This is a genomic window from Salinimonas iocasae (assembly GCF_006228385.1).
Taxonomy (GTDB): domain Bacteria; phylum Pseudomonadota; class Gammaproteobacteria; order Enterobacterales; family Alteromonadaceae; genus Alteromonas; species Alteromonas iocasae.
Genome location: NZ_CP039852.1, coordinates 645730 through 670048 on the forward strand (window position 1 = coordinate 645730; position 24319 = coordinate 670048).

20 protein-coding genes and 1 pseudogene are annotated in these 24319 nt (G+C 48.7%); 12 read left to right on the forward strand and 9 right to left on the reverse strand.

Annotation, left to right across the window (positions count from 1 at the left end; translation table 11 throughout):
- Positions 1-223: 223 nt before the first annotated feature.
- On the reverse strand, positions 224-2431 hold the full coding sequence (locus tag FBQ74_RS02845; RefSeq protein WP_139755227.1) for a S9 family peptidase: 2208 nt from the start codon (positions 2429-2431) through the stop codon (positions 224-226).
- Between the two features lie 57 nt (positions 2432-2488).
- On the opposite strand from FBQ74_RS02845, the gene FBQ74_RS02850 reads away from it, so the two are divergent.
- The 8 genes from FBQ74_RS02850 (at position 2489) to FBQ74_RS02885 (ending at position 12845) form a co-directional block, all read left to right on the forward strand.
- Positions 2489-3121, forward strand: coding sequence for an NAD(P)H-binding protein (locus tag FBQ74_RS02850; protein ID WP_139755228.1), 633 nt, complete (start codon positions 2489-2491; stop codon positions 3119-3121).
- Positions 3121-3846, forward strand: coding sequence for a tRNA1(Val) (adenine(37)-N6)-methyltransferase (locus FBQ74_RS02855; RefSeq protein WP_139755229.1), 726 nt, complete (start codon positions 3121-3123; stop codon positions 3844-3846). The genes FBQ74_RS02850 and FBQ74_RS02855 overlap by 1 nt, the downstream gene beginning before the upstream one ends.
- A gap of 27 nt (positions 3847-3873) precedes the next feature.
- A complete protein-coding gene (locus tag FBQ74_RS02860; RefSeq protein WP_139755230.1) occupies positions 3874-4380 on the forward strand; it encodes a YgjV family protein in 507 nt (168 codons plus the stop codon).
- 118 nt (positions 4381-4498) lie between these two features.
- Complete coding sequence (locus FBQ74_RS02865; RefSeq protein WP_139755231.1) at positions 4499-4984, forward strand: intracellular growth attenuator family protein; 486 nt, start codon at positions 4499-4501, stop codon at positions 4982-4984.
- Position 4985: 1 nt separating this feature from the next.
- Positions 4986-7190, forward strand: coding sequence for a UDP-forming cellulose synthase catalytic subunit (gene bcsA / locus FBQ74_RS02870; RefSeq protein ID WP_139755232.1), 2205 nt, complete (start codon positions 4986-4988; stop codon positions 7188-7190).
- A gap of 2 nt (positions 7191-7192) precedes the next feature.
- Entirely contained in the window at positions 7193-9460 is a 2268-nt protein-coding gene (locus FBQ74_RS02875) for a cellulose biosynthesis cyclic di-GMP-binding regulatory protein BcsB (RefSeq protein ID WP_139755233.1), read from the forward strand.
- Positions 9460-10485 carry a glycosyl hydrolase family 8 gene (locus tag FBQ74_RS02880; RefSeq protein ID WP_139755234.1) on the forward strand — a complete coding sequence of 342 codons (1026 nt, stop codon included), beginning with the start codon at positions 9460-9462 and terminating at the stop codon, positions 10483-10485. Before FBQ74_RS02875 ends, FBQ74_RS02880 begins: the two co-directional genes overlap by 1 nt.
- Positions 10485-12845 (forward strand): cellulose synthase subunit BcsC-related outer membrane protein, encoded by a 2361-nt coding sequence (locus FBQ74_RS02885; protein ID WP_139755235.1) that lies wholly within the window; start codon positions 10485-10487, stop codon positions 12843-12845. The genes FBQ74_RS02880 and FBQ74_RS02885 overlap by 1 nt, the downstream gene beginning before the upstream one ends.
- A 9-nt stretch (positions 12846-12854) precedes the next feature.
- Here FBQ74_RS02885 and FBQ74_RS02890 read toward each other — a convergent pair whose 3' ends face one another.
- The 5 genes and pseudogenes from FBQ74_RS02890 to FBQ74_RS02910 all read right to left on the reverse strand — a co-directional run bounded on the left by FBQ74_RS02890 (position 12855) and on the right by FBQ74_RS02910 (position 17790).
- Complete coding sequence (locus FBQ74_RS02890; protein WP_139755236.1) at positions 12855-13865, reverse strand: choice-of-anchor A family protein; 1011 nt, start codon at positions 13863-13865, stop codon at positions 12855-12857.
- A gap of 171 nt (positions 13866-14036) precedes the next feature.
- Positions 14037-14444, reverse strand: coding sequence for an ExbD/TolR family protein (locus tag FBQ74_RS02895; protein ID WP_139755237.1), 408 nt, complete (start codon positions 14442-14444; stop codon positions 14037-14039).
- 140 nt (positions 14445-14584) lie between these two features.
- Positions 14585-15373 (reverse strand): annotated as a pseudogene (locus FBQ74_RS02900) (CLCA_X family protein).
- Positions 15373-15912 (reverse strand): flavodoxin FldB, encoded by a 540-nt coding sequence (fldB, locus tag FBQ74_RS02905; protein WP_139757861.1) that lies wholly within the window; start codon positions 15910-15912, stop codon positions 15373-15375. The pseudogene FBQ74_RS02900 and the gene fldB overlap by 1 nt, the downstream one beginning before the upstream one ends.
- Positions 15913-15930: 18 nt before the next feature.
- Complete coding sequence (locus tag FBQ74_RS02910) at positions 15931-17790, reverse strand: DUF7800 domain-containing protein (RefSeq protein ID WP_456300150.1); 1860 nt, start codon at positions 17788-17790, stop codon at positions 15931-15933.
- A gap of 239 nt (positions 17791-18029) precedes the next feature.
- Here FBQ74_RS02910 and FBQ74_RS02915 point away from each other — a divergent pair, with 239 nt between their 5' ends.
- Entirely contained in the window at positions 18030-19184 is a 1155-nt protein-coding gene (locus FBQ74_RS02915) for a hypothetical protein (protein ID WP_139755238.1), read from the forward strand.
- Between the two features lie 3 nt (positions 19185-19187).
- Here FBQ74_RS02915 and msrA read toward each other — a convergent pair whose 3' ends face one another.
- Complete coding sequence (gene msrA, locus FBQ74_RS02920) at positions 19188-19727, reverse strand: peptide-methionine (S)-S-oxide reductase MsrA (protein WP_139755239.1); 540 nt, start codon at positions 19725-19727, stop codon at positions 19188-19190.
- 118 nt (positions 19728-19845) lie between these two features.
- Here msrA and FBQ74_RS02925 point away from each other — a divergent pair, with 118 nt between their 5' ends.
- The 3 genes from FBQ74_RS02925 (at position 19846) to FBQ74_RS02935 (ending at position 22588) form a co-directional block, all read left to right on the forward strand.
- Positions 19846-20229 carry a thiol-disulfide oxidoreductase DCC family protein gene (locus FBQ74_RS02925; protein WP_139755240.1) on the forward strand — a complete coding sequence of 128 codons (384 nt, stop codon included), beginning with the start codon at positions 19846-19848 and terminating at the stop codon, positions 20227-20229.
- Positions 20222-20956: an SDR family NAD(P)-dependent oxidoreductase gene (locus FBQ74_RS02930; RefSeq protein WP_139755241.1), complete on the forward strand. Its 735-nt coding sequence runs from the start codon at positions 20222-20224 to the stop codon at positions 20954-20956. The genes FBQ74_RS02925 and FBQ74_RS02930 overlap by 8 nt, the downstream gene beginning before the upstream one ends.
- A 189-nt stretch (positions 20957-21145) precedes the next feature.
- Complete coding sequence (locus tag FBQ74_RS02935; protein WP_139755242.1) at positions 21146-22588, forward strand: sodium-dependent transporter; 1443 nt, start codon at positions 21146-21148, stop codon at positions 22586-22588.
- On the opposite strand, the gene FBQ74_RS02940 is transcribed toward FBQ74_RS02935, so the two are convergent.
- Together FBQ74_RS02940 and FBQ74_RS02945 are read right to left on the reverse strand one after the other, a co-directional pair.
- The gene (locus FBQ74_RS02940; protein WP_139755243.1) at positions 22585-23394 is read right to left on the reverse strand and encodes an NAD-dependent epimerase/dehydratase family protein; all 810 of its coding nucleotides are present in this window, start codon (positions 23392-23394) and stop codon (positions 22585-22587) included. The genes FBQ74_RS02935 and FBQ74_RS02940 overlap by 4 nt on opposite strands.
- 49 nt (positions 23395-23443) lie before the next feature.
- Positions 23444-24235, reverse strand: a complete 792-nt coding sequence (locus tag FBQ74_RS02945; protein WP_139755244.1) for a DUF2884 family protein — start codon at positions 24233-24235, stop codon at positions 23444-23446.
- Positions 24236-24319 lie beyond the last annotated feature (84 nt).

Below are 24319 nucleotides of genomic sequence, written 5' to 3' on the forward strand. Positions count from 1 at the left end.
TCTTCTTCACTTGTTGAATTGCGTCAGACGGGTGTCGGTTAAAACCAATCTTATTTTCTATTTCCGAATGACTTCTATGGGTGAATCCCATAATCAACATAATGGAGTTACTGAGGACTTTGCAAGTACAAAAAAGCTAATGTAATGATAAGTGCATTGTTTAGAACAAAAAAAAGGCAAAGGTTGTGATGCCTTTGCCTTTTTTTGCCAAAAAGAGAAATGTTTATTTCTCAGGGTGTAAATTTCTGTTGAAAAAGTTTGTGATTGTCTTATACAGGTGCGTGCCGGTTTGCTTACCACGAATGCTGTGCTTTTTACCTGGATAATCCATGGTTTCAAAGGGCTTAGCCATATCCTGTAGGTGTTTATACAAACGGGTACTATGGGTAAATAATACGTTATCGTCAGCCATTCCATGATAAATCAAAAGCGGACCTTTTAACCCTTCTGCATATGGAAACACGGAAGAGTTAGTATAAGCATCATCATCCTTCGCAGGGTTGCCCATATAGCGCTCAGTGTAATGTGTATCATACAGACGCCAGTCTGTTACCGGCGCACCCGACACACCAGCCTTGAAGTACTCACCTGCTTTGAACATCGTCATAAGTGTCATGTAACCACCATAACTGTGGCCATGCACCCCGATACGTTCAGGGTCAACATAATCCAGTGAGCGCAAGAACTTAACGCCCTCTACCTGGTCGTCCACCTCAACGGTGCCCATTCTTTTATAGATAGGGTCTTCAAAACCTTTTCCGCGGTAGTTGGAGCCGCGGTTATCAATGGAGAAAACAACATATCCCTGGTCTACCCAGTACTGCATCAGTAGGCCACGGTTTCCGCCCCACTTATTGGTTACCACCTGAGCGTGCGGCCCGCCATACAAAAACACGATCGCCGGACGCTTTGTACTGGTGTTTTCAGGCTTATACAACCGATAGTAGAGCGTAGCATCATCAGGTGTAGTCAGCGTGCCGAATTCTGGTTTGTTCCAGCTATCCAGATATGGCGTGAGAGGGTGGTCCTGATCCAGTTTGTTTTCTTCAAGCCAGGTAATTTGCTTACCATCTGCTTTGTGCAGGCTGACCTGAGGGGGGCGGTTTGCAGTGGAAAACTCATCCACATAGATAGAGCCATCGGCGGCAAAGTTTATTTCGTGGAAACCATCCCGCTCAGAGATACGGGTGATGTCGCCACCATCCAGCGTTACTGAGTATAAATGGCTCTCCAGCGGTGTATCTTTGCGACCGGTGAAGTAGATAACACCTTTGCTTTCATCAATGGCGCGAACTTCTTCCACAACCCAGTTTCCACTGGTCAACTGGCGAGCCAGCTTGCCGTCCTGACCAAACAGGTAAAGATGTTTAAAGCCATCTCTTTCAGAGGCCCAGATAAACTGATTGTTCTTTTTCAAAAAGTGTAAATCATCATGCAAATTTACCCAGGTATCACTGATCTCGCTTAATAGTGTAGATTGTGATTCAGACTCGACATTGTAAGCGCGCAGCTCCAGCCTCTGCTGGTTACGGCTTTGCCACTGATAGGTGAAAGTCTCACTATCCGGCATCCATTTTCCGCGTGCCAGGTAAATGTCCTTTTCCTTACCCAAATCGACCCACTGACGCTCTTTAGTTTTAATATTTTCAATCGCCAGTTCGATATTCACATTGTTCGTGCCGGCTTTGGGATAGCGCTGTTCGATCATTTTGATATCGTCAGCGTAAATTTCTGACCGTGTAATTACCTCAACCGGCGATTCGTCTACTTTGGTAAAGGCGATATAGCTTTCATCCGGTGCCCACCAGTAACCGGTCATTCTGCCCATTTCTTCCTGAGCAACAAATTCAGCCATGCCCATTTTAATATTGTCGCCACCTTCAGTGGTGATAGCCCGCTCTTCGCCGGTTTCAATATTTTTGATGAACAGATTCTGGTTACGGATAAATGAAATGTACGTCCCTTTCGGAGACAACTTGATATCAGTCTCAAAGGTTTCTGTATCAAGAAGCTGTCGGGCACCTTCTTCGCCAAGACGGTGATAATATACGTCACCGCCTAACGGAAATAACAGGGCACTACCATCCTGCGACCACTCGTAGCTCACAATGCCAGTCCCAGATAAGCGCATGCGCTCGCGCCGCGCTTTTTCCTCGTCGGATAAGGCCTGATCGCCGGGTAACAGTTCCTGAGAATCAAACAGCATTTGCGTCTTGCCTGACGCAACATGATATTCCCACAAATCAAGCTGGTCGTAATCAGACGCTTTACCTTTCAAAAAAGTTACTCGCTGTCCGTCAGGAGATACTTTAAGATCGCGGGGTGCATTGCCGTCCAGAGACGGTGATTCAAAAATTCGCTCAATGGTGAGAGTGTTTGCCGAAACGGCGCTGCTGAGCATAATGGCTCCAATCATTAACGCTTTTTTCATTATTATCTACGCTTTACGCTGTGGATGGTTATCTGATGCAATACAGGATGACATAACGTGAGTGGCAATAAAACCGCTTTAGTCTTGGGGTCGACGGGTTTGGTCGGACGAGCGCTGGTAAAAAAACTGCTGGCAGACAACCGCTACAAATCGATTGTCTGTCTGGTACGCAGGCCTTTGCCTGAGCGCTATTTTGATGATCCGGAAAGAAAACTGTCGCCTATCGTCATCGACTTTTCTGATTTCCAGGATTATCAGGGGTACTTTAGCGTTGACCACGTTTACTGTTGTCTGGGCACCACAATCAAAGCGGCGGGTAGCCGAGCAGCGTTCAGAAAGGTCGATTTTGAGTATGTTCACGTTGCCGCACAACTTGCCCGCGCTCAACGTGTAAAAAGCTTTGTCTGGATTTCATCGGTTGGTGCAGATGCTGGCAGCCGGCAGTTCTACCTGCGAGTGAAAGGCGAGCTGGAGAATGCCATTATGCGTATGCCGCAATTAAACCATGCAGCGGCGGTGCGGCCTTCATTATTGTTAGGTTCGCGCGACGAAACGCGGTTCTTAGAAGGTATCGGTCAGAAACTGGCACCCTTGTTCAGAAAAGTACTAGTGGGGCGGTTTAAGAAGTACCGGCCTGCTTATGCCTCTGAGGTCGCGTCTAAAATGATTCAGCTTCAAAGATTTTCCTGATGGCCCGGGGCTTTAAATGTAAACAGTTTTTTGTTGCGCATGATTTATGCGCGATGAAGGTCAGTACAGATAGTCTTATTCTGGGGAGCTGGGCATCAACAGAGGGCACACAGCAGGTTTTGGATGTAGGATGCGGCTCAGGAATTCTATCGTTGATGATGTGTCAGCGCTCAGCACAGGATGCGAAGATTCTTGCTATTGACGTTGACCCTCACGCCGTTGAGCAAACACAAATAAACGCCAGTAACAGCCGCTGGGCAAACAGAATAGATGTCCGGCATTGCGAACTTGCCGCGCTAACCCACCCTCAGTTAGCTGATACGATTATTTGTAATCCGCCTTATTTCACCAACACCAATGTAGGTAATGCCGAACATCTGGCGCAGTCCGTATCACGTCAGACAGCCCGACATCAGGGCAGTCTTTCGTCGCAGGACTTGTTCTTTCATACAGCCAGATTGTCATCATCCAAAACCCGTTTATCATGCCTGTATCCAACGCCACAACGTGAAACTGTGCTAACTCATGCCAGGCAATACGGCTGGCAGTTGAGCCGGGAGCTAATGGTGTTTAACCATCGGGGGGCCCGGTCTCACGTATCAGCATTTGAGTTTTCCAGGCAAGCTGTTACCGCGACGAAAGAAACCCTGATTATAAAAAATGAGCAAAACGCCTATACCGATGAATACAAAACATTGTGCAAAGATTTTTACCTGGCGTTCTAGCAAAATCATAATGCGAGGGAATATCCTGTGGAATCGCTAACATCGGTTATTGCTGAAGGGTTCGGCGCGCTGGCTGTTGTATTTAACTTTATCGGTTATCGTCAGAACGAGGTGAACCGTTACCGGGCGATTTCGGCGGTTGCATTGTTATGTGTCAGCATACATTTCTTTATGCTTGATGCGATGGCCGCAGGGGTAGGTTGCCTTATCGCAAGTGTAAGAAATGTCGTTGCTCTGAAGTATCGAAGCGCGCTCATCCTGTATTTTTTTGTCGCGCTGAATATCATTTTTCTGCTAATCGAATGGTTTGTTTTAAAGCACGATGCGATCATTTTTATTGCCTATACCTCTTCGCTAATCTTTACTGTAGGCTCAATCGTTATTGAGGATGCCAAACGTATCCGGCAATGGTTTCTACTGGCAGAAAGTCTCGGGCTAATTTATGCTGTGCTGGTGGGCAGTCTTTTCGGTACCATTTTCAACCTCAGTAACCTCACCAGTATTGTGCTCAAGTTGTACCGGGAACGTCATTAAATAAAAAAGCAATAACCTGATAAAGGTATAGTTAATTATAACTGAGTATCGCTTGCGCAATTTATGAACAGCGCGGCCTTTTCTACACTAACGATAGATCGATTAAAGGTTTATCGTAATGCAACTGGATGGCACGCCTTCTTCCTCACAAACTGTTAAGCCCAGCAATGTCACGCCATTGTTTCGGCGAGAGCGTGTGCGCCTGCATGACGGACAGACAACCAGCAAGGCGCTTGAAAGGCGCTGGAATAATCGACTGCAACTACTACTAAAGGCTGAATTTTCTTTGCAAAGGGCGAATCGCTTGCGCGCGTTTTCCCTCACCCTTATAGTGATAGCCGCATTAACGTTAGGTTTTTCACTCTACACAGCGCCTGTTGTTTCGCCGTGGGTGTTTATTGCAGAAGTCAGCATCATTGCTCTGGGTAGCATTATGTTACCGGCATGCCTCTGGTTTTCTAAAGAGTGCCGTCGTCATCGTGACCAGTTGTCCCGTAAGTTTTACGAGAGCAACCATGAGGTCGAATACAGGGATGACGCGCTGGTACTTATCAATCGTAGTACATACACGGCAGTAACAAAGGTGTTATTTACGGACATCTGATTTGGTAAGAAGCCATGCGGGAAGGCGTGCTTTTGTAAGCTTTAACGTCTTTTTTCTGTTCTGCCTGACAATTTTGAGTATTGCATTGCTAGTCCCCATGGATTCGGCAGGGCAGATTGTGGCATCTTACAGTCTGATTATGCTGATTCATATCAGTGCCCGCGAAGCCACGCACTTTCACCGTTACCGCCATTATTTCCGACTTTTTGCCCTGCTGGTGGGACTCGCTCTTACCGTTCGCTATCTACTATGGCGGGGATTTTATACCCTGGGTACAGCGGATATTGTTTCGCTCATCGCCATGTGGATGCTGTTTCTGGCAGAGATCTATGCGGGAATTACACACATTATCAGCTGTCTGGTCAATGCATCGCCGCTGACGCGTCCGGACAAAACACTCGCTGAGTTTCCCTCTGAATCTTTACCTACGGTTGATGTGTTGGTGCCCTCGTATAATGAGCCTCAGGACATTATTGAAGTCACTCTGCGCGCCGCCAGACAAATGCATTATCCCACGGACAAATTACGTGTTTACCTGCTGGATGACGGGGGGACACTGCAAAAGCGTACACAGGACAATGAGCTGGCTGCCCAGGAGGCGATACACAGGGCGAAGGCGCTTAAGAAGTTATGCAGACGAGTAGGTGTCGGCTATATCAGTCGGGATAAAAACGAACGGGCAAAAGCAGGAAACGTGAATCACGCGTTGGGTGAGACCCATGGCGATCTCGTGGTCATACTTGATGCCGACCACGTGCCTACTGCTGATTTTCTTAACTATACCGTACCGTGGATGCTGTCTAATCCTAAGACCTTTCTGGTACAAACGCCGCACTTTATGGCAAACCCTGACCCGGTGGAGCGAAACTATTTTTCTGCTTTTACACGAATGCCGTCTGAAAATGATATGTTTTACGGCACTATTCAGCGAGGTCTGGATTTCTGGAATGCCTCGTTTTTTTGCGGTTCTGCGGCAGTACTGCGGCGTTCGCATCTGGATCAGGTAGAAGGGCTGTCTGGACAGTCGGTGACAGAAGATGCTGAAACAGCGTTCGACCTGCACGCGATGGGTTATGAATCGGTATATGTTAACCGCCCCATGGTAAGCGGCCTGGCCCCGGAAACGCTGGATGCCTTTATTCAGCAGCGTATGCGCTGGGCGCAGGGGATGACCCAGATTCTGCTGCTAAAGAAGCCGCATAACGCACAGGGCCTGTCCTGGTTCCAGCGCTTTGGCTATCTCAGTTCAATTTTGTTCTGGCTTTTCCCTTTTGCCCGCATTGTATTTTTGTTTATGCCGCTGGCTTATCTGGTGTTCGGGCTGCAGATTTACCGTGCGTCATTAATTGAGATTATTGCTTTTACGCTGCCACATGTTATCGCAACCTATCAGCTTTCCACACTGCTTTTCGGCAGAACGCGATGGCCGCTGGTCTCTGAGCTGTACGAAATTCTGCAGTGCGTGTTTACCTTCCGGGCTTTGCTGAAGGTGTTTCGCAATCGCACTGCGCCATCATTTGTCGTGACACCGAAAGGGGAGAGTCTGGAGAAAAGCTTTATCTCTCCGTTATCCGGCGTGTTTTATGGATTAATCGCATTTACTCTGGCAGGCACAGCGGCAGGCCTTGAAAAACTGGTCAGTGATGCACTGACCCGCGAGCTTACCGTAGTGGTGTTGTTCTGGAATGTGTTTAATCTGATATTGCTGGTCAGCGTGCTGGGAGTATTGATTGAGCGACGCCAGGTTCGTGAACAGTCCAGATTGCCAGCCAGTGACGAGGTTACATTACAGGGTGAGGACGGGCGCGCCTGGGTTGGTCAGGTCAACGATATGTCACTGGGGGGCGCGCGCATAAGGCTTCAGGCAAAATGGCAGCAATTGCCTGAGCATGTATCACTTATCGGCTGGTCTGCTTCGGCCAGAAAAAATGTGGTATTGCCCTGCAAGTTATTGTTCTACGACCCATCTACCGGCATAGTCCGTTTCCGCTTTATCAGGGAATCAGATAAAGTATGGGATGATATTATTGGTTATACCATGGGTGACAGTCGACGCTGGCAAAGTTTTCAGCGGCGACGTATGCGGCCTGTATCCTATTGGTACGGCTTCAGGCATGTATTAAATGTGAGTTTCAGACCCGTCCTCCTGCATAGCTGGATGCAGCTGAAGCGCATGTGGGGCCAGGAAAAAGCAGTTAAGGAATGAAAATGAGAACAATGCTGACAGGCGCATTTATAGCCCTGCTGATGACCTTTACAGCGTTTGCGCAACAAACATCACAGACGCGGCTTTCTTCCTTTTACCCCGGTGACAGTACATTGCGTTTGCAGGGTAAGCAGGACAGCGTCACACTGGCTTTACCTCTGGCGGCCGGGCAGGAAGTAAAAAATGCAGCTATCAGTATCGAAGCGGTCAACTCCAAAGCACTGATAAAACCCCGCTCCATTCTAAATGTGCGGTTTAATAATGCGACTATCGGGCAGATTCACCTGGATCCCGAGCGCCCCTCTATCAGCTCTCAGGTAACCATTCCGGCCAGCCTGTGGCGGTCAGGGTTTAATAACCTGACATTTGCGGTCAGCCAGCATTACGCGAACCAGTGTGTGGATGGTGGGGCGCCGGAATTGTGGAGCGAAATAAATCTCTATAATTCGATGCTGTCGGTCACCACGCAGCGGGCACAGGCTTCGCCGGTAATACAGGATTTATCCGGATTTTTCTCTCCGGGTATCGGTGCACAAGATAATGTCACACTGGTGACAGTGAAAGATGACGACGACAGTATTTTTACGCATAGCCTGCCAGGGGTGGCCCAGGCCCTGGCTCTGCGTAACCAGTACAAGCCGTTGAGCATCACTTATCAGGAGGCAGCCAGTAAGCCGGCGCTTCCACCACTGCCGGATGCAGGGAAATGGGATGACGCCCTGGCGCAACGCTATCAGAAAAGTAGCTGGTATATGGCTGAGACTAAGGCAGACCAGGTACACGCGTTAATCGGAACTCGCTCAGCATTAAAGCCATTCCTTAGCGATGCATTGCATCAGCGTATATCCGGTCCGTTCCTCGCGATGGACCAGACCCCCCAGGTAAAAAGTGAGCAAACCACGCTGGTTGAAGGGACAACCCGGTTAATTGTTTCGGGTGAGACTGCAGAGCAGGTTCGTCAGGCAGCGCTGACATTAGGGCTTATGGATGATGCGCTGAACCCTGATTCAGTGCTCCAGATAGATGCGGAGGAAAGTAGCAAGGTGTCGCTTTCGGGTCGCTCACTTCGTCCTGGTCAGCAGTATACCTTTGCACAGATTGGTCAGCGCGATATCGTCATGCGCGGTGAGGACAGCTTTTCACAACCCCTCACTTTTCATCTGCCGGCTGACTTTTATGTGCCGGAGAACGCCAGCGTTTCACTTAAACTTGATTTTGGCTATGGCGCGGCTTTCGGACCCGGTTCAATGATGAATATTCTGGTTAATGATGAGCTGGTGCATGGGTTAACGCTGGATAATCCAAACGGTCAGTCTTTTCAGGATTACGCGCTTGAAATACCCGCACGACATTTGCGTGGTGGGATAAACACGATTAATTTTGATGTTGTTATGCGCGCCCCGGTAACCGGGCAGGCATGCGATGACATCAGCGGTTCTCACCTGATATTTCAGGTCAGAAACAGTTCTGAGATTGAGTTTCCTGAGGCAGGACAGGTAGCGACCCAGCCGGATCTGGCATTATTCAGAGATACCGCTTTTCCGTTTGCCAGAATCAACAACGACGATCCCGTTGCTATATATATTAATGACGAAGGCATGACCAGCGCTGCGCTGACCTTATCGGCTAAGCTGGCCCAGGTTGCTGGTATGCCGCTGCCTGATATCCAAATTGAACAGGGTTTGCAAAGCAGCCTGACTGATAATGCGATTATTTTAAGCACACCGGAAGCGTTACCGGATACATTCTCCTCTGATTACACAACGTCTTTAACTGCTACAAAGCGCTGGCCTTACCGGCTTCAGAACGAGCTGCATAACCGGATCCGCCGGGTTGCGGATGATAAGGGACACGCCCCTTTAACCACCAGAGGGGCGACCACACAGCAAAGCGGGCTGGAAGATATGGCCGTGTTGATTGCAGAAAAAAACCCGGCGTCTGAGAGTACGGGCAATGTTTATATCATTGCTACCCAGACACCTGAACTCATGACTACCCGCATCAATGAGCTGGTGAGCCTCAGTCTGTGGGGACAGATGGCAGGAGATTTTTTCAGCTGGCAGGATGCAGAAAGCCCTTTACTGGCAATGCAGGTGGCAGATCAGTTTGAGATGGGGGAGGCCGGAAATGGCTGGCTCTCTTTACGCATGTGGCTGTCGAATAACCCCTGGTACTGGCTGGTAGGGGTCGCTTTGATAGTGATTATCAGTACCTTTATTGCGGTACTGCTATTGCGCCGCAGAAATAAAGCGATGACGGAGCAGTGGTAATGAAAAGGCTTATAGGTGTTGTCGCCCTGACTGCGCTGCTGTTGTCGCTGGGATGTAGTGAAAAAGAGCAAAGCCCGTTCAGTAAAGACTGGGAAGTGTTCGCAGAGCGTTTTTATGAGCGCGGCAGAATAGTTGATACCGGTAATGATGACATCTCCCACAGTGAAGGGCAGGGCTATGGCATGCTGTTTGCCGCTGTTGCCGGCGATAAGATGCGTTTTGATGAGATGTGGCGATGGACGCGGCAAACCCTGCAGCGTAGTGACGGTTTATTCAGTTGGCGCTACCGGCCTTGTCCTGAACATAACTCTGCCTGTGTAGATGATCCGAACAATGCTACGGACGGTGATATTCTGATTGCCTGGGCGCTTCTCAGAGCGGCGCAGGTGTGGGATAGCCAGACCTACCGACAACAGGCGGTTACTATACTCAATGCCATTGAAGATAAGCTGGTGGTAAAGCGACACAATACACTGTTGCTATTGCCTGGCGAAGAGGGCTTCATGCATAGTGATCATGTGGAGCTTAATCTAAGCTATTGGGTCTTTCCTGCCTTCAATGATTTTTACAGGTTAACAGGCCAGCCGATCTGGCAGTCATTGCAGGCTGAAGGCGAAAAGTTGGTTCGTCAGGCCCGGTGGGGGGAGCACAAGCTACCTACAGACTGGATGACTTTCTCGCAAAGTAAATTGTCTCCTGATAATTCGCAGCACACGTTGTACGGCTATAACGCGTGCCGAATTCCGCTGTATCTGGTGTGGCAGGACAATTTTGACGCCTCTTCGTTAACTCCGTTTCTGGCGTTTTACGACCAGGAAGTAGTACCTGCGACAGTAGATGTTAAAACAGGTGAAATGGCGCAGTATAGCTGGTCAGCGGGGATGGAAGCAGTGGCAGGCGTGGTATCTTACCGGGCGGGCCAGGCACCCAGACGCCCGGCCTTCACACTGGGCGATGAGCGTGATTACTATTCTGCCAGTCTGATAATGCTCAGTGAGCTGGTACTACTGGATACGCAGCGCTGATGAAGGTGTTGAGGTATGCTGCTACCGCGTTTTTCGGGTTTCTCAGTACGCCTACCGTCGCGCAGGTCGCTACTGATTACAAAAATGACAACGTGGGTGAAAAGCCTCAGACAAACGCGGCGCAGGTTGTCCCGGAAAACGAGCCTGATACAACAGGCGTGTGGTACCACATTAATCAGAAAGAGGTGGAGCTTGCTCAACGCGAGTTCGCCCGATTAAAAGCTGAAAGTCCCGGTTGGCGCCCTGCAGATACACTCATTCAGGCATTGGCAAATGTGCAGGGCAGAAAGTTAACCAACGAGATTGCTATTGAAGCTAACACGCCGGATAAGCCTTCCCCCCCATCACTTTTTACCCGTCTGGCGTCAATGAGCGAAGCGCAGCGTAAACACGCTAACGCTGACTTTTTGCACCGTGCAGCCGCCCAGGCAGCGAAAACAGATAATGCAGATTTTCACGCCCTGCTTGGGTGGACTTATCTCTCGCAAGCCGAATTTGGCTCTGCTATCAGCGAGTTCGCCAGCGCCCGGCGGTTAGCGTCATCGCCATTACATAATCAGGGGCTAGCTCTGGCCGTGACTGGCGCGTTCGATGTTGCACTACGTGATGGTGATATAACACAAATCAAACAGTTACGCGCCACCTATCCTAACATTCCACTCAACGAACAGATAACCGCTGCCGGCTGGGCACGCTACGATGACCAGAATTTTGAACAGGCGCTTACCTATTTTGCCCTGAGTGATTTCACCCAGGGACAGGTACTGGCATTGACGCGGCTGAGACAGCCAGCCAGAGCTGCAGAAATTGCCTGCGCCCAGAGCGAGCAACAGAGCATGCGCGATCATTGCGCCGGCTACTGGTCGCTACAGCAATCAGAACGCTATCAGCGTGGTGCATTTAGTCAAAGCCTGCAAGCCGCAGACAATATTCAAAAATCACGCGCACTCACGCCAGAAGAAAAAGAGTTGCGTGCCTGGGCTCAGTTAAATAGCGGACGTAATGAGCAGGCTGAAATCTCCTTTAAAGCGCTGCTGGCAACACAGCCCGATAATCAGGATTTTGCTTACGCGCTACTATCCGTTGCGCCTGATAGCAAACATGATTCTCTTGCACAACGTTTTCCGGCAGTCAGACAATTGATTGCTACCAGGCAAGCCGGACAGGCCTGGCAGCGCAAACAGTTTCTGCTTGCAACCAGCGCTTTTTCACCGTTCGGGTTGGCTGCAACACCCGACGAATACGGGCTATCGGTGTACGCCGGAAGCAGTGGTCGTCAGCGTTCCGGTGCGCAGGGGCTGGGGAACTTCGATATCCTGCGGGGTACTGTTGGTATTACTGATGCTGTTGATAGTCTTCGCTGGGACGTGAGGCTTGATTATGAGCAGCTTTATAGCGGAGAGCCTGCTGCAGGTAGCTGGTTTGGCGATGGTCAGGTTACCGATGTCTTCGGCGGGATAACTGGGTTTGAAGATACCGGAGTACACGGGAGCGTTCAGTATGAAACTAATGCGCTAACACTTTACGGTGAGCTTAATTATGCGCTGTTCTCACAACCTGTCGAAGCGAAACTTACCGGTCAAATCGCTGCTACCTGGTTTTCTGAACGGGCGGTTACCGCTGTAAACTTTTATCACCTCCGGGTTGAAGACAGCCTTTTAAGTATGGGCTCTACATATTTTGAATACAGTGATGAGGCATTTGGTGGCGTACATAAACATGGTGTAAAAGCCCTTTACTCACGACGCGTTGCCGATAATACTGCGCTATCTGTAAGTGGGGTGGCAGATGCCTACAGTGGCAGATTAAGTACCAGTAACCATCACCGGGGATTACGCCTGGATTTGAGCTACGATGTTGCTGATGCGGTAACCAGTAGAATTGATTACTGGCGTATAGGTCCGTTTGTCAGCTGGGAAGGATTTGATGAAAACCGGTCCGGATTTACCCGCGGACACGGCGGATATTTCAGTCCTGAGGACTTGTGGTCCACGGGCGTTTATACCGAGCTTTTGACGAGCGAAGGCGCGCAATGGCAGGTAAAGGCTGCGCTGAGTGCGGGTTATAATCGGATTAGTGAAAATCAGGCTGAGCGCTTCCCGTTGTTATCTGCCAGTGTTGCCGAGCCGGTCATACCATCGGGCTCGAGTAGCGGTCTGGCTGGTCAGGTAACGTTGGAAGGGCAGTATACACTGTCGCACCACTGGCTGATTGCGGGTTATGTGCAGCAGGCGTATGCCGTAGAGTATCAGGCAACCTGGGCGGGTTTGGAGATCCGATGGCATGCAGGGCCGGCCACCGGTGTGACCAGCGACACATTATTATTGAATGATGCCGCTGTATCAGGATATGTATTTTAAGCGTTGTTTCTAAGCGGTTTTCTTTCTGCGCCGTGTCAGTAAGAAGGCAGCAAATGCCAGCACTAAACCGGTAGCAGGCTCGCTGACCGAGGTGAACCCTGAAAAACCATAGTTGTTAATCTGACCGGTATTTTGATTTTCAGCCGAGCGCAGGCTTTTAACAATCAAATTGCCGTCGATGTGCCCGTCTGAAAAGGTCACATCAGCTAACGGCGCAAGAATACTTCCCTTGAAACCGATGCCGTTCATAACCAGCGACGTAGCATCAACAAAGTTGAATAATACCCGTTCGTTATACAATCCGGTATGGCGATCTTGTTGCTCACCATTAGAATCATTGTCAGGAAATTTCTGGTCATCCGGCAGATGGAAGCCAGTATTAAACAGCTCTACGGCCTCACCCATAACATTGATAATGGCGTAACTGGTATCCGGAATATCAATGGTGATTTTCTTATTCGGAGACGATAGGGTCTGCGCATCGATGGAAAAGACATTTACATCGCTTGTACCGCTGAAGTTAATACCCCACAGCTCGTTGGCATCGTTAATGCCAAGTTCTACCTGGGCGTTGGCACTATAGGCTCCCCAAAGTGAAGACTTATACAACACCTCAGCGTTGGTTGTAGCAAAATCAAAGCTACTGTCCTGATAAAACGCATTGGTATTGTGCGTATCAGGGTCGTTGTAGAGCCCAACGGTCTCATCAATATCAATAGTGCCTGCGGCAACAGCATCGCCGTTATATACCCGCGAATCACGCATTTTCGCATCACCGCCGCCGACGAAAACCGGTTTGCTGCCCTGATCGTTCAGCTGCAGGCCCAGGCCATAATTATCAAGGGTAAGGTTTCCGCCAACAGCAAGACGGCCTTCGACATCAGAGTGGGCCCCCTGCATGTCTTCCATAATATAGGCGTTAAAATCAGCCGCCTGACTGATGTAGAAAGGGCCGGCTACTGCTGATATTGAGGTAAGCGCAAGTGCGGCAGAGAGGATCCCTTGCTTAACTGCTTTCATAACTGCTCCATGACACTCAGTGTTTTAATCGTCGTTGTAAGAGTGTTTAAAATATAAACTGCTTTGATTTTAAGCGTTGCGGGGATGAAATACCAGATGAACCTGAATTTTGAGCAAAAAAAAGCGCAGCTAATGCTGCGCTTTTCCACTTATTATTGATAAAAGACTATATCAGCCTTTTTTAACCAGTACAGATACTTTGTCTATGCCGGCAATTTTAACCTGGTTCATCACTTCAACCACGATACCTTCTTCGGTATCTTCATCGGCCTGAATAGCCGCAGTATCAGTATTGTTTTCAGCCAGAAACGTTTGCGCATTGGCAACAACGCGGCGAACGTCAACTTCACGACCACCCATGAAAATTTGGCCATTTTCGTCAATACGAATTGAAAGCGACTTGGAAGGTTTGTTGTTATTCGACTGATTATCTTCAGGACGATTAACATCAAGGCTCTTCTCATTAACGAAAGACGTGGTAACAATGAAGAAGATCAACATGATGAACACAATGTCCAACATGGGCGTCATGTCAACCTGAGCTTCGTCCTCAGCAGATGTATGCTTTTTTCTTTTCATCTTGTATTCTTTCTTCTCTACAGTTTGAACACACTAGTATACTGCTTGTAACAAAAGATTTTAACCTTTTTGTCAAAACTTGTGTGTCTGTTTAACACTTGTTCCTGGCCTGCAGCCACTTTTTTCTGTTCTTTGCGCCGTCAGGTAGGCTTTCGGGCTATCGCCATTCCCAGCTGATAGAAGTACGTCATCAGGCGCTGGTTCGCCTCAGCTCGCAAATTACCATGAGGATAAATGCCAAGTCTAGCCTCTGTGGACATTTTTGTGCCCTGCACCAGGAAGGCATTTTTAATCTGCTGATCCTGAATGCAGGCTTCAAAGGCTCGGGCTGCCATCTCCTACGGCATAGCATAATAATACATTTTTAACGCGCGATCAGCTTCTATAGATCGCTTCAGATAGGCGCTGGGCGATCCACCCTGATCTAAAAATAGCGTTTCAAAGCAGGCACACAACTGGTTATTTAGCGGGTGCGCGGTATGTGGTGCATCGTCTACCCATGCCTGAGAGGCAAAGTGGCCATGATCCAGGCCGGGAAATACCTTACCGGCAATATAATGATCAAAAGCATGAAACCATTCATGGGCCAGCGCACCGCCGCCGGCATTTTTCGCTAAAGCCAGTTGCCGCTTCTGGCTATTATAGTGTGCACTGCTATGTTTTTGACCGCCACTGCCAAACGCCAGTGCCAGAGAGCCATTAAGTGAGATTACCGGCTCTCTGACCTGTAGAATATCCGCCAGATCATACAGCGCATCAAAAAACAGATTGGCCGCCAGTTGTTGTTCTGCCGCAGTTACCCAGCGGCCTATAGTAATACTGGAAAAGTTGAACAGCTTGCGGATATCCTGAAAACTGACATCTGCGCCATCCCGGTGCGAGGGGCCGTTACGAAAATATTCACGGTGTAGTCGCCCTGGCTGATTCACTACTGACCCATTTCCTCTATTAGCTGATGACACCAGTTATGGATGCGTTCATCTGTCAGATCGTACTGATTTTCATCATCCAGACTCAGCCCCACAAACTGACTTTTATCCTGGGTGAGCGCCTTGGAGGCGGCAAACTCGTATCCTTCATTGGGCCAGTAACCAATAATTGTGCACCCGCTGGGCGCAATCGCATCATGCAACATGCCCAGGGCATCCTGAAACCAGTCGGTATAGCCAATTTGATCGCCTAAGCCAAACAGGGCAACAATCTTATCTTCTAACGCCAGTTGAAATACATCTTCCCAGTGAGACTCCCAGTCTTCCTGTAGTTCACCAAAATCCCAGGTGGAAATACCAAAAATGATAATGTCGTAGTCTTCGCAATTTTTTAGGCTCACATCCTGAATATTGTGGAGGCTGACGATCTGCTCATCAAAAAGCGAGTTCAGTTGCGCCTGTATTTTTTCCGCTGCCATCTCTGTGTAGCAGGTGGTCGACCCGTAAAATAAGCCGATAGAAAGGGCAGGTTCGCTCATCATGTTACCTTTTTAAATTTATTCGTCGTCACGGTTTGGCGGAAATTCTATCGTGTCTTGGTCTGCGCACAAAGCCCTGCAAACCGCCGGTTCATCGTTAGCATTCAAAATAAGCTGTCCCACTGCGCTGTGATTTAACAGCGTACCGGCTCCTTTGGTATCGATTTCCCTTGCACGCACCGACATTTTTCTACGTCGGGTAAACATATTTAATGGAGAACGACGGCCATACAGCCATCGGTTGAGCGTCTCCAGTTTTTTCAGTAATTTATCTGGGAAGGTGTTTTTCAGACCACTGCAAGTAAATTGCGTGATGTGAGGACTGTTTCGCCTGAATCGCAGCCGGACATCATAAACAAACGAGTAATGTACGTCGCCGGAAAGAATAATGAATGAAGGCGGAGTTTTGTAATGCCTGAAGATGTTCAGAATGACATTTGCAGTGCCTTTATGTGCCATCCAGTTTTCAGCATCTACGGTCAGTGCTTTACCGAAAAACGTGAATACCTTTTGAATCGCCTCAATGAACTTTACGCCGTAAATGGGCGCCGCTGATACCACTATAACCGACTGTTTGCCGATAATGTCTTGCTGAAACTCGCATAATGCCTCCCAGTCCATCAGTCCGGAAGGCTTATCCAGGCTGGACTCTGATCGCCAGCGTCTTGTCCGCGTATCCAGCACGCACACTGGTGGTGACGTCGCTAATGTGTAGTGCCACTGTTCAAACTCAAACAATGTATCAATAAACTCATCGTGCCTTACCAACCCATTTGCGGTGAACTGCTCAGATGCCGTTGCGACGATATCCTCAAACACGCCCGGCTGGTTTCCCCACCCCTGACATAACCAGTAGCCAATCAGGGCATTGCCAACCATTCTTCGGGATAGTGGGTTTCCGTATACCTGTTCTTCCCAGCCGCGTGTCAGGTTCCAGTCATCGGTGACATCATGATCATCAAAAATCATATATACCGGAAGATGCGCCAGCGCGCGTCTGACCTGCGGTAAGCCCGCAGCAAACTTTTCAATCTGTTCCTGTTCCTGCGAAAACTGTTCGCGGTGGGCCTCAGTGATGCGCGTTGCATCAAAACGAATCTCTGACCACAGGGCGTCTGACCAAACCAGGATATACATTGCGATAACTTCTGATAGGGAAATCAGATGGTTATGGGCATTAACAGATGTGAAAACAGGTTTTTTCTTTGCGCCGAAAAACAGTTTAGATAATGCTGTATTGAGCTCAATCTGCGGTAAAATGTTTTCGCGCTGGTAGTAGTTAAATTCATGACCAGACAGTTCTGAGGTATTTTCAATAACCGCCCCTTCAATGTCTTCGTGAAAAAGTCCCAGTCTGTCAACAACCTGCTCGATTGCCTGAAGCATAGGGCCTGCAACATCGTCACAGTAAACCTGATCGCCAGTCATCAGCAGCATGTCCGGGCGCGTGTTCTGGCCCTTCTTTTCCTGCTCGATGAGCTGGTCAACGCGCAACAATGCATCATCAACCGGATGGTGTGGTTTGCGACAGGAGCCGTGTAGCACATCCGACAGTTCAGTCTGAAAACGAAAATCCAGCCGGGCATTATCCTCATAAAGTAATGTGCTTTGCTCCTGCTCCCACTGCGCGCTTATTTGCTCATCATCAAACCTGATGCCATATTCATAACGGCCTCCTGGTGTCAGTGGGTTCTCTAGCTCAAGAGTTACCAGCTGTATAAAGGCGTTTTTGCCAACCTGTATCTGCTGCGATTCAGAACTACCGCTTAATGGCGCATCATCTGTCACTGATAAACGGGCCGGATTATCGCGGGAAGTAATTAACCACACTGTCACTGACCGCTCAGTGACGTGACGCAAAATGGGCCCGGCTACAATGCTGGGGAGGCTTGTGTCGCTGATAGCTGGCTCCTGAATGATAGATAGTGTTTCGTTACGGAAGCTTACCGTCAGATCAGCAGTGCTGTCACCTGACAATCGCGTTAATTTTGTTACTAAATTTCAACGGGAAAGGGCTTAGAAGGTGCCGGTCCATGACATTTTTGTGACTGACTTGTGTGTTATCGAGAAAAAGGCGATGATCACTGTTTTCCAGAACGGTTAGTTTTAAGGGTCATATGAACTTTCGCGCATCGGTTATCATTGTCAGCTTTTTTATTCTGTCTGCGTGTTCTGAGCCAGACGTCGATAACGCGCAGACTGTTGTGCAATCGTCAGACGACCAGAGAGTATCGGCAAAAGGTCGCTGGTTACGGGAATCTGACGGGAAAATCATGCAGGACCCTCAAACCTCGGGGTTATCCGTTTGGCAGGGTAAACTGGTGTCTATTTCAGATGGCAGTGCGCAACCTGATCAACAACGCCGACTGCATGTTATCGATCCTGCCAGCGCGTCACTGTTGCCCAAAAAAGAAGAAATGCGCATCGGTAGTCGTGTAAGAAGAAGCTGTTTTTCAAACTACCTGGCCGATGAGCCTGATTTGGAAGCCCTGGTCGCCGACCCGCAGGACCCTGATATTTTTTATACCGTTACAGAAGATGCTACTCGTACTGGTGCGCTCTCGGCGCGCTGTCAGCAGCGTTACAAAGAAACGGGCTCCACCGACTATCCCACATTGCTGGTGCGTATTGAACGTACCAGCGAGGGGGATTTGTATATGTCGCGGGTGCGGCCACTGCAGTTTTCCCGCGAAATGAAGGTCGGCGATTTCCCTAATGATGGCATTGAGGGCATGGCATTGGGTGCAAACAATACTCTCTATCTTGCGCTGGAGAAAGACGCTGAAGGTATGCCACGAATTTTCAGTGTTGTAATGGATGATGGTTTCTGGGAAACGACAGACTTTATAGCGGTGAGCGAACCGGATATCCGGATGCCTCAGTGGCAGGGAGGCAATCATCCTTTCAATGCACTGGAGTATTATCATCATGAGCCTCACAACCAGGGCTACTTGCTGGCGATGGCACGAAATGACGATGTATTGTGGATACTGGACCCGGATGGCAAAAAAGCCCCACGCAAGGTCCCTATGCGATTTTATGCTGAAACAGGCAGTAAGGATTGCGAAGCAGAAGAGATGATGGACAACGCGTCAATTGAGGGGATAACGGTAATGGAGGGGACGTTATGGCTTATTAACGACCCCTGGAAAGTTAACTATATGAAAAATGTGCAGTGCCAGAGTAATCAAAGCCGTTATGAAGCAATGGCACCGTTGTTGTTTTCGACACCACTTAAGGCTGCCTGGTTTCAAAAACAGGCGAAAGGATAAGCATTATTTGCGCAGCTTTTCCGCAAATGTCTTTTTAAACTTTGCCAGCTTCGGTGCTACCACCATTGCGCAATACTGGTTTTGGGGATTATTTTTGAAATAATCCTGATGATAATCCTCAGCCTGGTGGTAGTTGTTAATTTCAACAACTTCAGTGACGACCGGGTCTGGCCAGATTTCTTCACGATTAATTTCATCAATAATGGCGTCAGCCTGCGTTTTTTGGGCATCGTCATGATAGAAAATAACGCTGCGATACTGCGGCCCCACATCATTACCCTGGCGGTCTATTTGCGTTGGATCATGCAGTGCAAAAAAGATCTCCAGCACCTCACGGTAGCTCAGCTTGTCAGCATCAAAGTTAACCCGCACAACTTCAGCGTGGCCGGTTGTGCCAGAGCACACTGATTTGTAGGTGGGATCGTCGGTTTCACCGCCGGCATAGCCTGACAATGCGCTTTCTACACCTTCAACGCTGTTAAACGCTGACTCGATACACCAAAAACAGCCGCCGCCTAATGTTGCCTGTTGAATATTTGCCATTTTTGTCCCTCCTGTTATCTCTATGCTGAACGTGGAGGCTAAGCTAATCCTTCACAAGTCATCCGGGCAAATAATTAATTCGTATAACATGGTTCAATTTCTCAAAAATGTGCCGGATATGATAATTTTTTACGACGGGCACTGTCCTTTATGCCGTGCCGAAATGCGCCACCTGCGAAATCATGATGACGATAATATTATTCAGTACGAGGATATTCAGCAGGAAGATTTTAGCGAGCGTTACCCGGATTTGAACTGGGATGACCTGAACAACCGCATCCACGTTAAATTACCTGACGGAACATTTCTTGAAGGCCTTGATGCGACACATGCAGCCTGGAAAAAAGTGGGTAAAGGGTGGTTATACGCACCGCTGAGATGGCCTGTAGTGCGCCACGTGGCCGACAAAGCGTATCTGGCATTTGCTAAGCACCGCTATAAAATTTCTTACTGGCTGACCGGACAGAAACGTGGCCCTGAATGCGGAGGTAAGCATGAGTGATGTGATTATTGTGATTGGCGCATCCGGCGGAATAGGCCACGAACTTGTTCGACAGTTGTCAGATAACTATCCGGACACAACCATCTATGCATTGTCTCGAAAGTCTCAGTCCACAACATTTGCAGACAATGTTACCTGTCAGAATATTCGTACCGACGATGAAAAAGCCATTCACGAATTCTGCCAGTCGCTGGATGCTAAGGACCAAAAGGTGCGCCTCGCCATAAGCACTGTGGGTATATTGCATGGCGAGGTAGATGGCTTGCAGGTAGAGCCTGAAAAGCGGCTGGAGGATATTGATAATGAGCAGTTGCTTCGCTATTTTCATGTGAATAGTGTAGTGCCGACACTGTGGCTGAAACATCTGGTGGACAGAATGAGCGACCAGCCCAGCCAGATTGTTTGTTTCAGCGCCCGGGTGGGCAGTATAAGTGACAACCGCCTGGGTGGCTGGTATGGATACCGGGCATCTAAGGCTGCGCTGAATATGCTGTTAAAAACCGCTGCGGTGGAATACGCACGCAGAGCTAAGTCCACAACACTACTCAGTTATCACCCAGGGACCGTTGATACCGCGTTATCGGAGCCCTTCCAACGTAATGTTAAACCCGAAAAACTGTTTTCTCCCGAGTTTACGGTCTCCCAGCTTTTGTCGCTGCTGCCAGAGCTTCGCGCTGACCAGAGTCCATACTTTATGGACTGGGAGCATGAAGTGGTAACCTGGTGATACGCTTACCCCTCGTCAGAATGCGCTATAACTCAAGACTTTTGTATTGACTGCTGTTACCATTTTGAACCGTCTGGCTAAGGAACCCTGTCGTAGGTGCGAAGACACCGTGGCTGCGGGCCCTGAACAATAAAACAATAAGCCGGGCGATTAAAACAACAAATAACAAACGTTGAGGGGAAGCTGTATATGAGCGGCGCCAGAGAACAGTTCGGATCGCGCCTCGGTTTTATTCTTGCTGCAGCAGGATCGGCCGTTGGCATTGGTAATCTTGTAGGGTTTCCGGTAGGAGCAGCGAAAAACGGCGGCGGTGCATTTTTATTGATGTACGCCATATTTGTTTTTGCTATTTGTTTACCTGTGATGTTGGCGGAGATGACGGTCGGTCGTCACGCGCAAAAAGACCCGTTAGGAAGTTACAACCAGCTTAGTGGTAATAAACCAGGCTGGAAAATAGCGGGGTGGTTGTCCATCCTTACACCGTTCATGATTGCGGTCTTTTATCTGGTGATTACGGTTTGGATTTTTGGCTATTTGTTTGAAGCCGTCACCGGTGATCTCGATGTCCTGGCTAATCCTGATACCTTTGGTAATTTCATTAACTCCCCCAAAATATTCCTTTATATGGCCGGTGTGGCAGCCGTGGTCTATCTGATCCTTCAGGGCGGTGTTAAAGAAGGGATTGAGAAGGCAGCTAAATTGCTGATGCCTTCATTATTCATCATGTTATTGCTGCTGGTTATCTTCGTTCTGACCCGCGACAACGCGATGGCAGGTGTCGAGTTTTATCTTATTCCTGACTTCAGCAAAATTACCGCTTCGGTCATCAACGGCGCGTTGGCACAGGCCTTTTTCTCTCTGTCGCTGGGCATGGGAATTATGATCACCTATGGTAGTTATATCGCAAAAGAAGCAGACGTACCCAACTCAGCGAAGCTGGTGGCCATCACCGATACTGCTGTAGCGTTTACAGCCGGATTGATGATTCTGCCTGCCATCTTCTCGTTCAACCCGGATACCAACCCAGCTGAATTAAGTGATTCTTCTATTGGTATGATTTTCACTTTTCTGCCGAAAATCTTCCTGGCATTGCAAACCAGTATTGGTTACCTGGGCGCATCGATTGTCGCCAGTCTCTTTTTCCTGTTGGTCTTCTTTGCTGCTATCACCTCGCTGGTATCTATCTTTGAGGTGCCGGTTGCCGCACTGATGGACGAGAAAGGGGTGAGCCGTAAAAAAGCGCTGGGCATTCTTGGCCTGCTGTTGGTCATTCTTGGCTGTTTCTGCGCATTGTCATTTGGCTTTGTAGACTTCTTTACCTCATTTACCAGTTACGCCGGCGCTGAAAAGTCGTTTTTTGATGTTATTTATGATGTGTTTTATGACACCATTTTACCGCTCAACGGATTTTTGATTTGTATCTTTGTTATCTATCGCTGGAAGCGCCACAACTTCAATGAGGCACTTCACGAGGGGGCACCAAACTACAAAGGCAGCCTGTTTGAGCGTTATGTGGATATTTCTTTAGGTACATTCATTCCGGTAATACTGCTGGTTATTTTCATCAACACTGTGTGTCTTAAATATTTCGATATCTCGCTTTATGCGAGCCTGTCGTCCATGTTCAGCTAAATCATATCGTAGGGGCTGGCGTATTCTGGCGTCAGTCCTAATCGATGCCAGCTCGCCGTCGAATTTATGCATTTTCCACTGGCGGTAAGCGATTCATACCCTTCATTAAATGTGGGCATTGCCAAAGCATATTCTCGCGCGCAGTCCCGATAATAATCACCTCTTTTAGGATGTTTCTGACTGCATAAGTGATAGGTAACACCAAATTCGGGACGGGCAATCCACTGATGTACGGCGGCGCAAACATCATCACCGTGTACCAGGTTTACTACTTGCTCGCCCTTATCAAGTTGCTTGCCTGCCAGGAACCGAACCGGGTGACGGCCATGACCTACAAGCCCGGCCAGTCTGAATACGGCAGAGCGGTCCGGATACTTTGAAAGCAGATGTTGTTCTATCTCAACATGCGCATTACCCGATGGCGTCACAGGCGCAACCGGTGTATTTTCTGTCACCACCTTATCGTCATCGCCATACACTGCCGTCGTGCTGATAAATATCAGCGCTGAAGCACCTTGCTCGAAGAATTGGTCGATGAGCGCACACATGCGGGGGACAAAATTCGGGTCCAGCGGTTTTTTGCGTGCACCCGGTGGAATATTCAGTACTACCGTGCTCTGTTTGGCTGCCTCGCATAGCTGTGATGCGTCATCGCCAAGGCGAAAGGAATACGGGGTTACGCCCAACTGGCGCAAATTGGAAAAGTTTTCTTCAGATTGCGTAGTGCCGATAATTTTATCGTAAGATGCAGTAGTGGCCAGCTGTTTTCCCAGCCAGCCACAACCACAGAGGGTAAGTGCTGTCATTGCCAATAAGTGCCTGAAAGAATGTTGGCACCTATCCTAGCACAGACTTTTACATACGGTTGCTGTGGCGCTTAATGTTGATTAAGTCCAGCTCATCCAGCCCCGGAATTGATTTTTGCATTTTACCTTCGGCGATATCAGCTTCGCGTAATACTTCACAAAGGCCTTCAGCCCGATGCTCGATTGATTCGGCCTGCGTCTCGAGACGTTCCTCAAGGTTTTCGCCGAAGTTTTCCATCCGGTCTGCAAACTCATCCATATCACCATCGCCACTGACAATTTGCGAACCGATGGCAACCAATAGTTTGCCGGTCGCTTCGCTCACCATATCCTCGATGCGATCTTCAAATTTATCTTCCCATGCAGAATCAAACCAGCCGTCATCTTCAAAATCGTTACCCGACACCCGGATGCTGCCATCTTCAGTATAAAAATGATGCTCCATTTCACCACGCATTTCTTTTAACGTACCCTGGAAGTCACGGACCAGTTCATCATCCGGGCCAAGTAATTCGCCGAATACCTCTCCCACCGCGGTACCGGCCAAATCGATGCTGTCAGAGACCAGATTTACCGTCATCGGTACGGCTTCATCAATCGCTGTTCTGTAGTCATCAACGTATTGCTGCTGATCATCGTTCAGCGTGACAGCTTCGCCATTGATCGTGAGCTGGTTGTCCGGCGCAATTGTCATCACACTGCCACTGTCCATTTCAACCGTGATCATTTTCTTGTTGTATTCAAGGTTACCATGCAGGTTTACATCACATTCGTCATTATGAGCCATGACAGAGGTGGTGAGTAATGTCGATACAGCTAAAGCTAAAGCGCGTAATTTCATTGCATTTCCTTTTTACAAATCAGATGTTTATTCAATACGATACTTGGTTAATATTCAGCACAGTGCATGCCATAAGTTTTTATC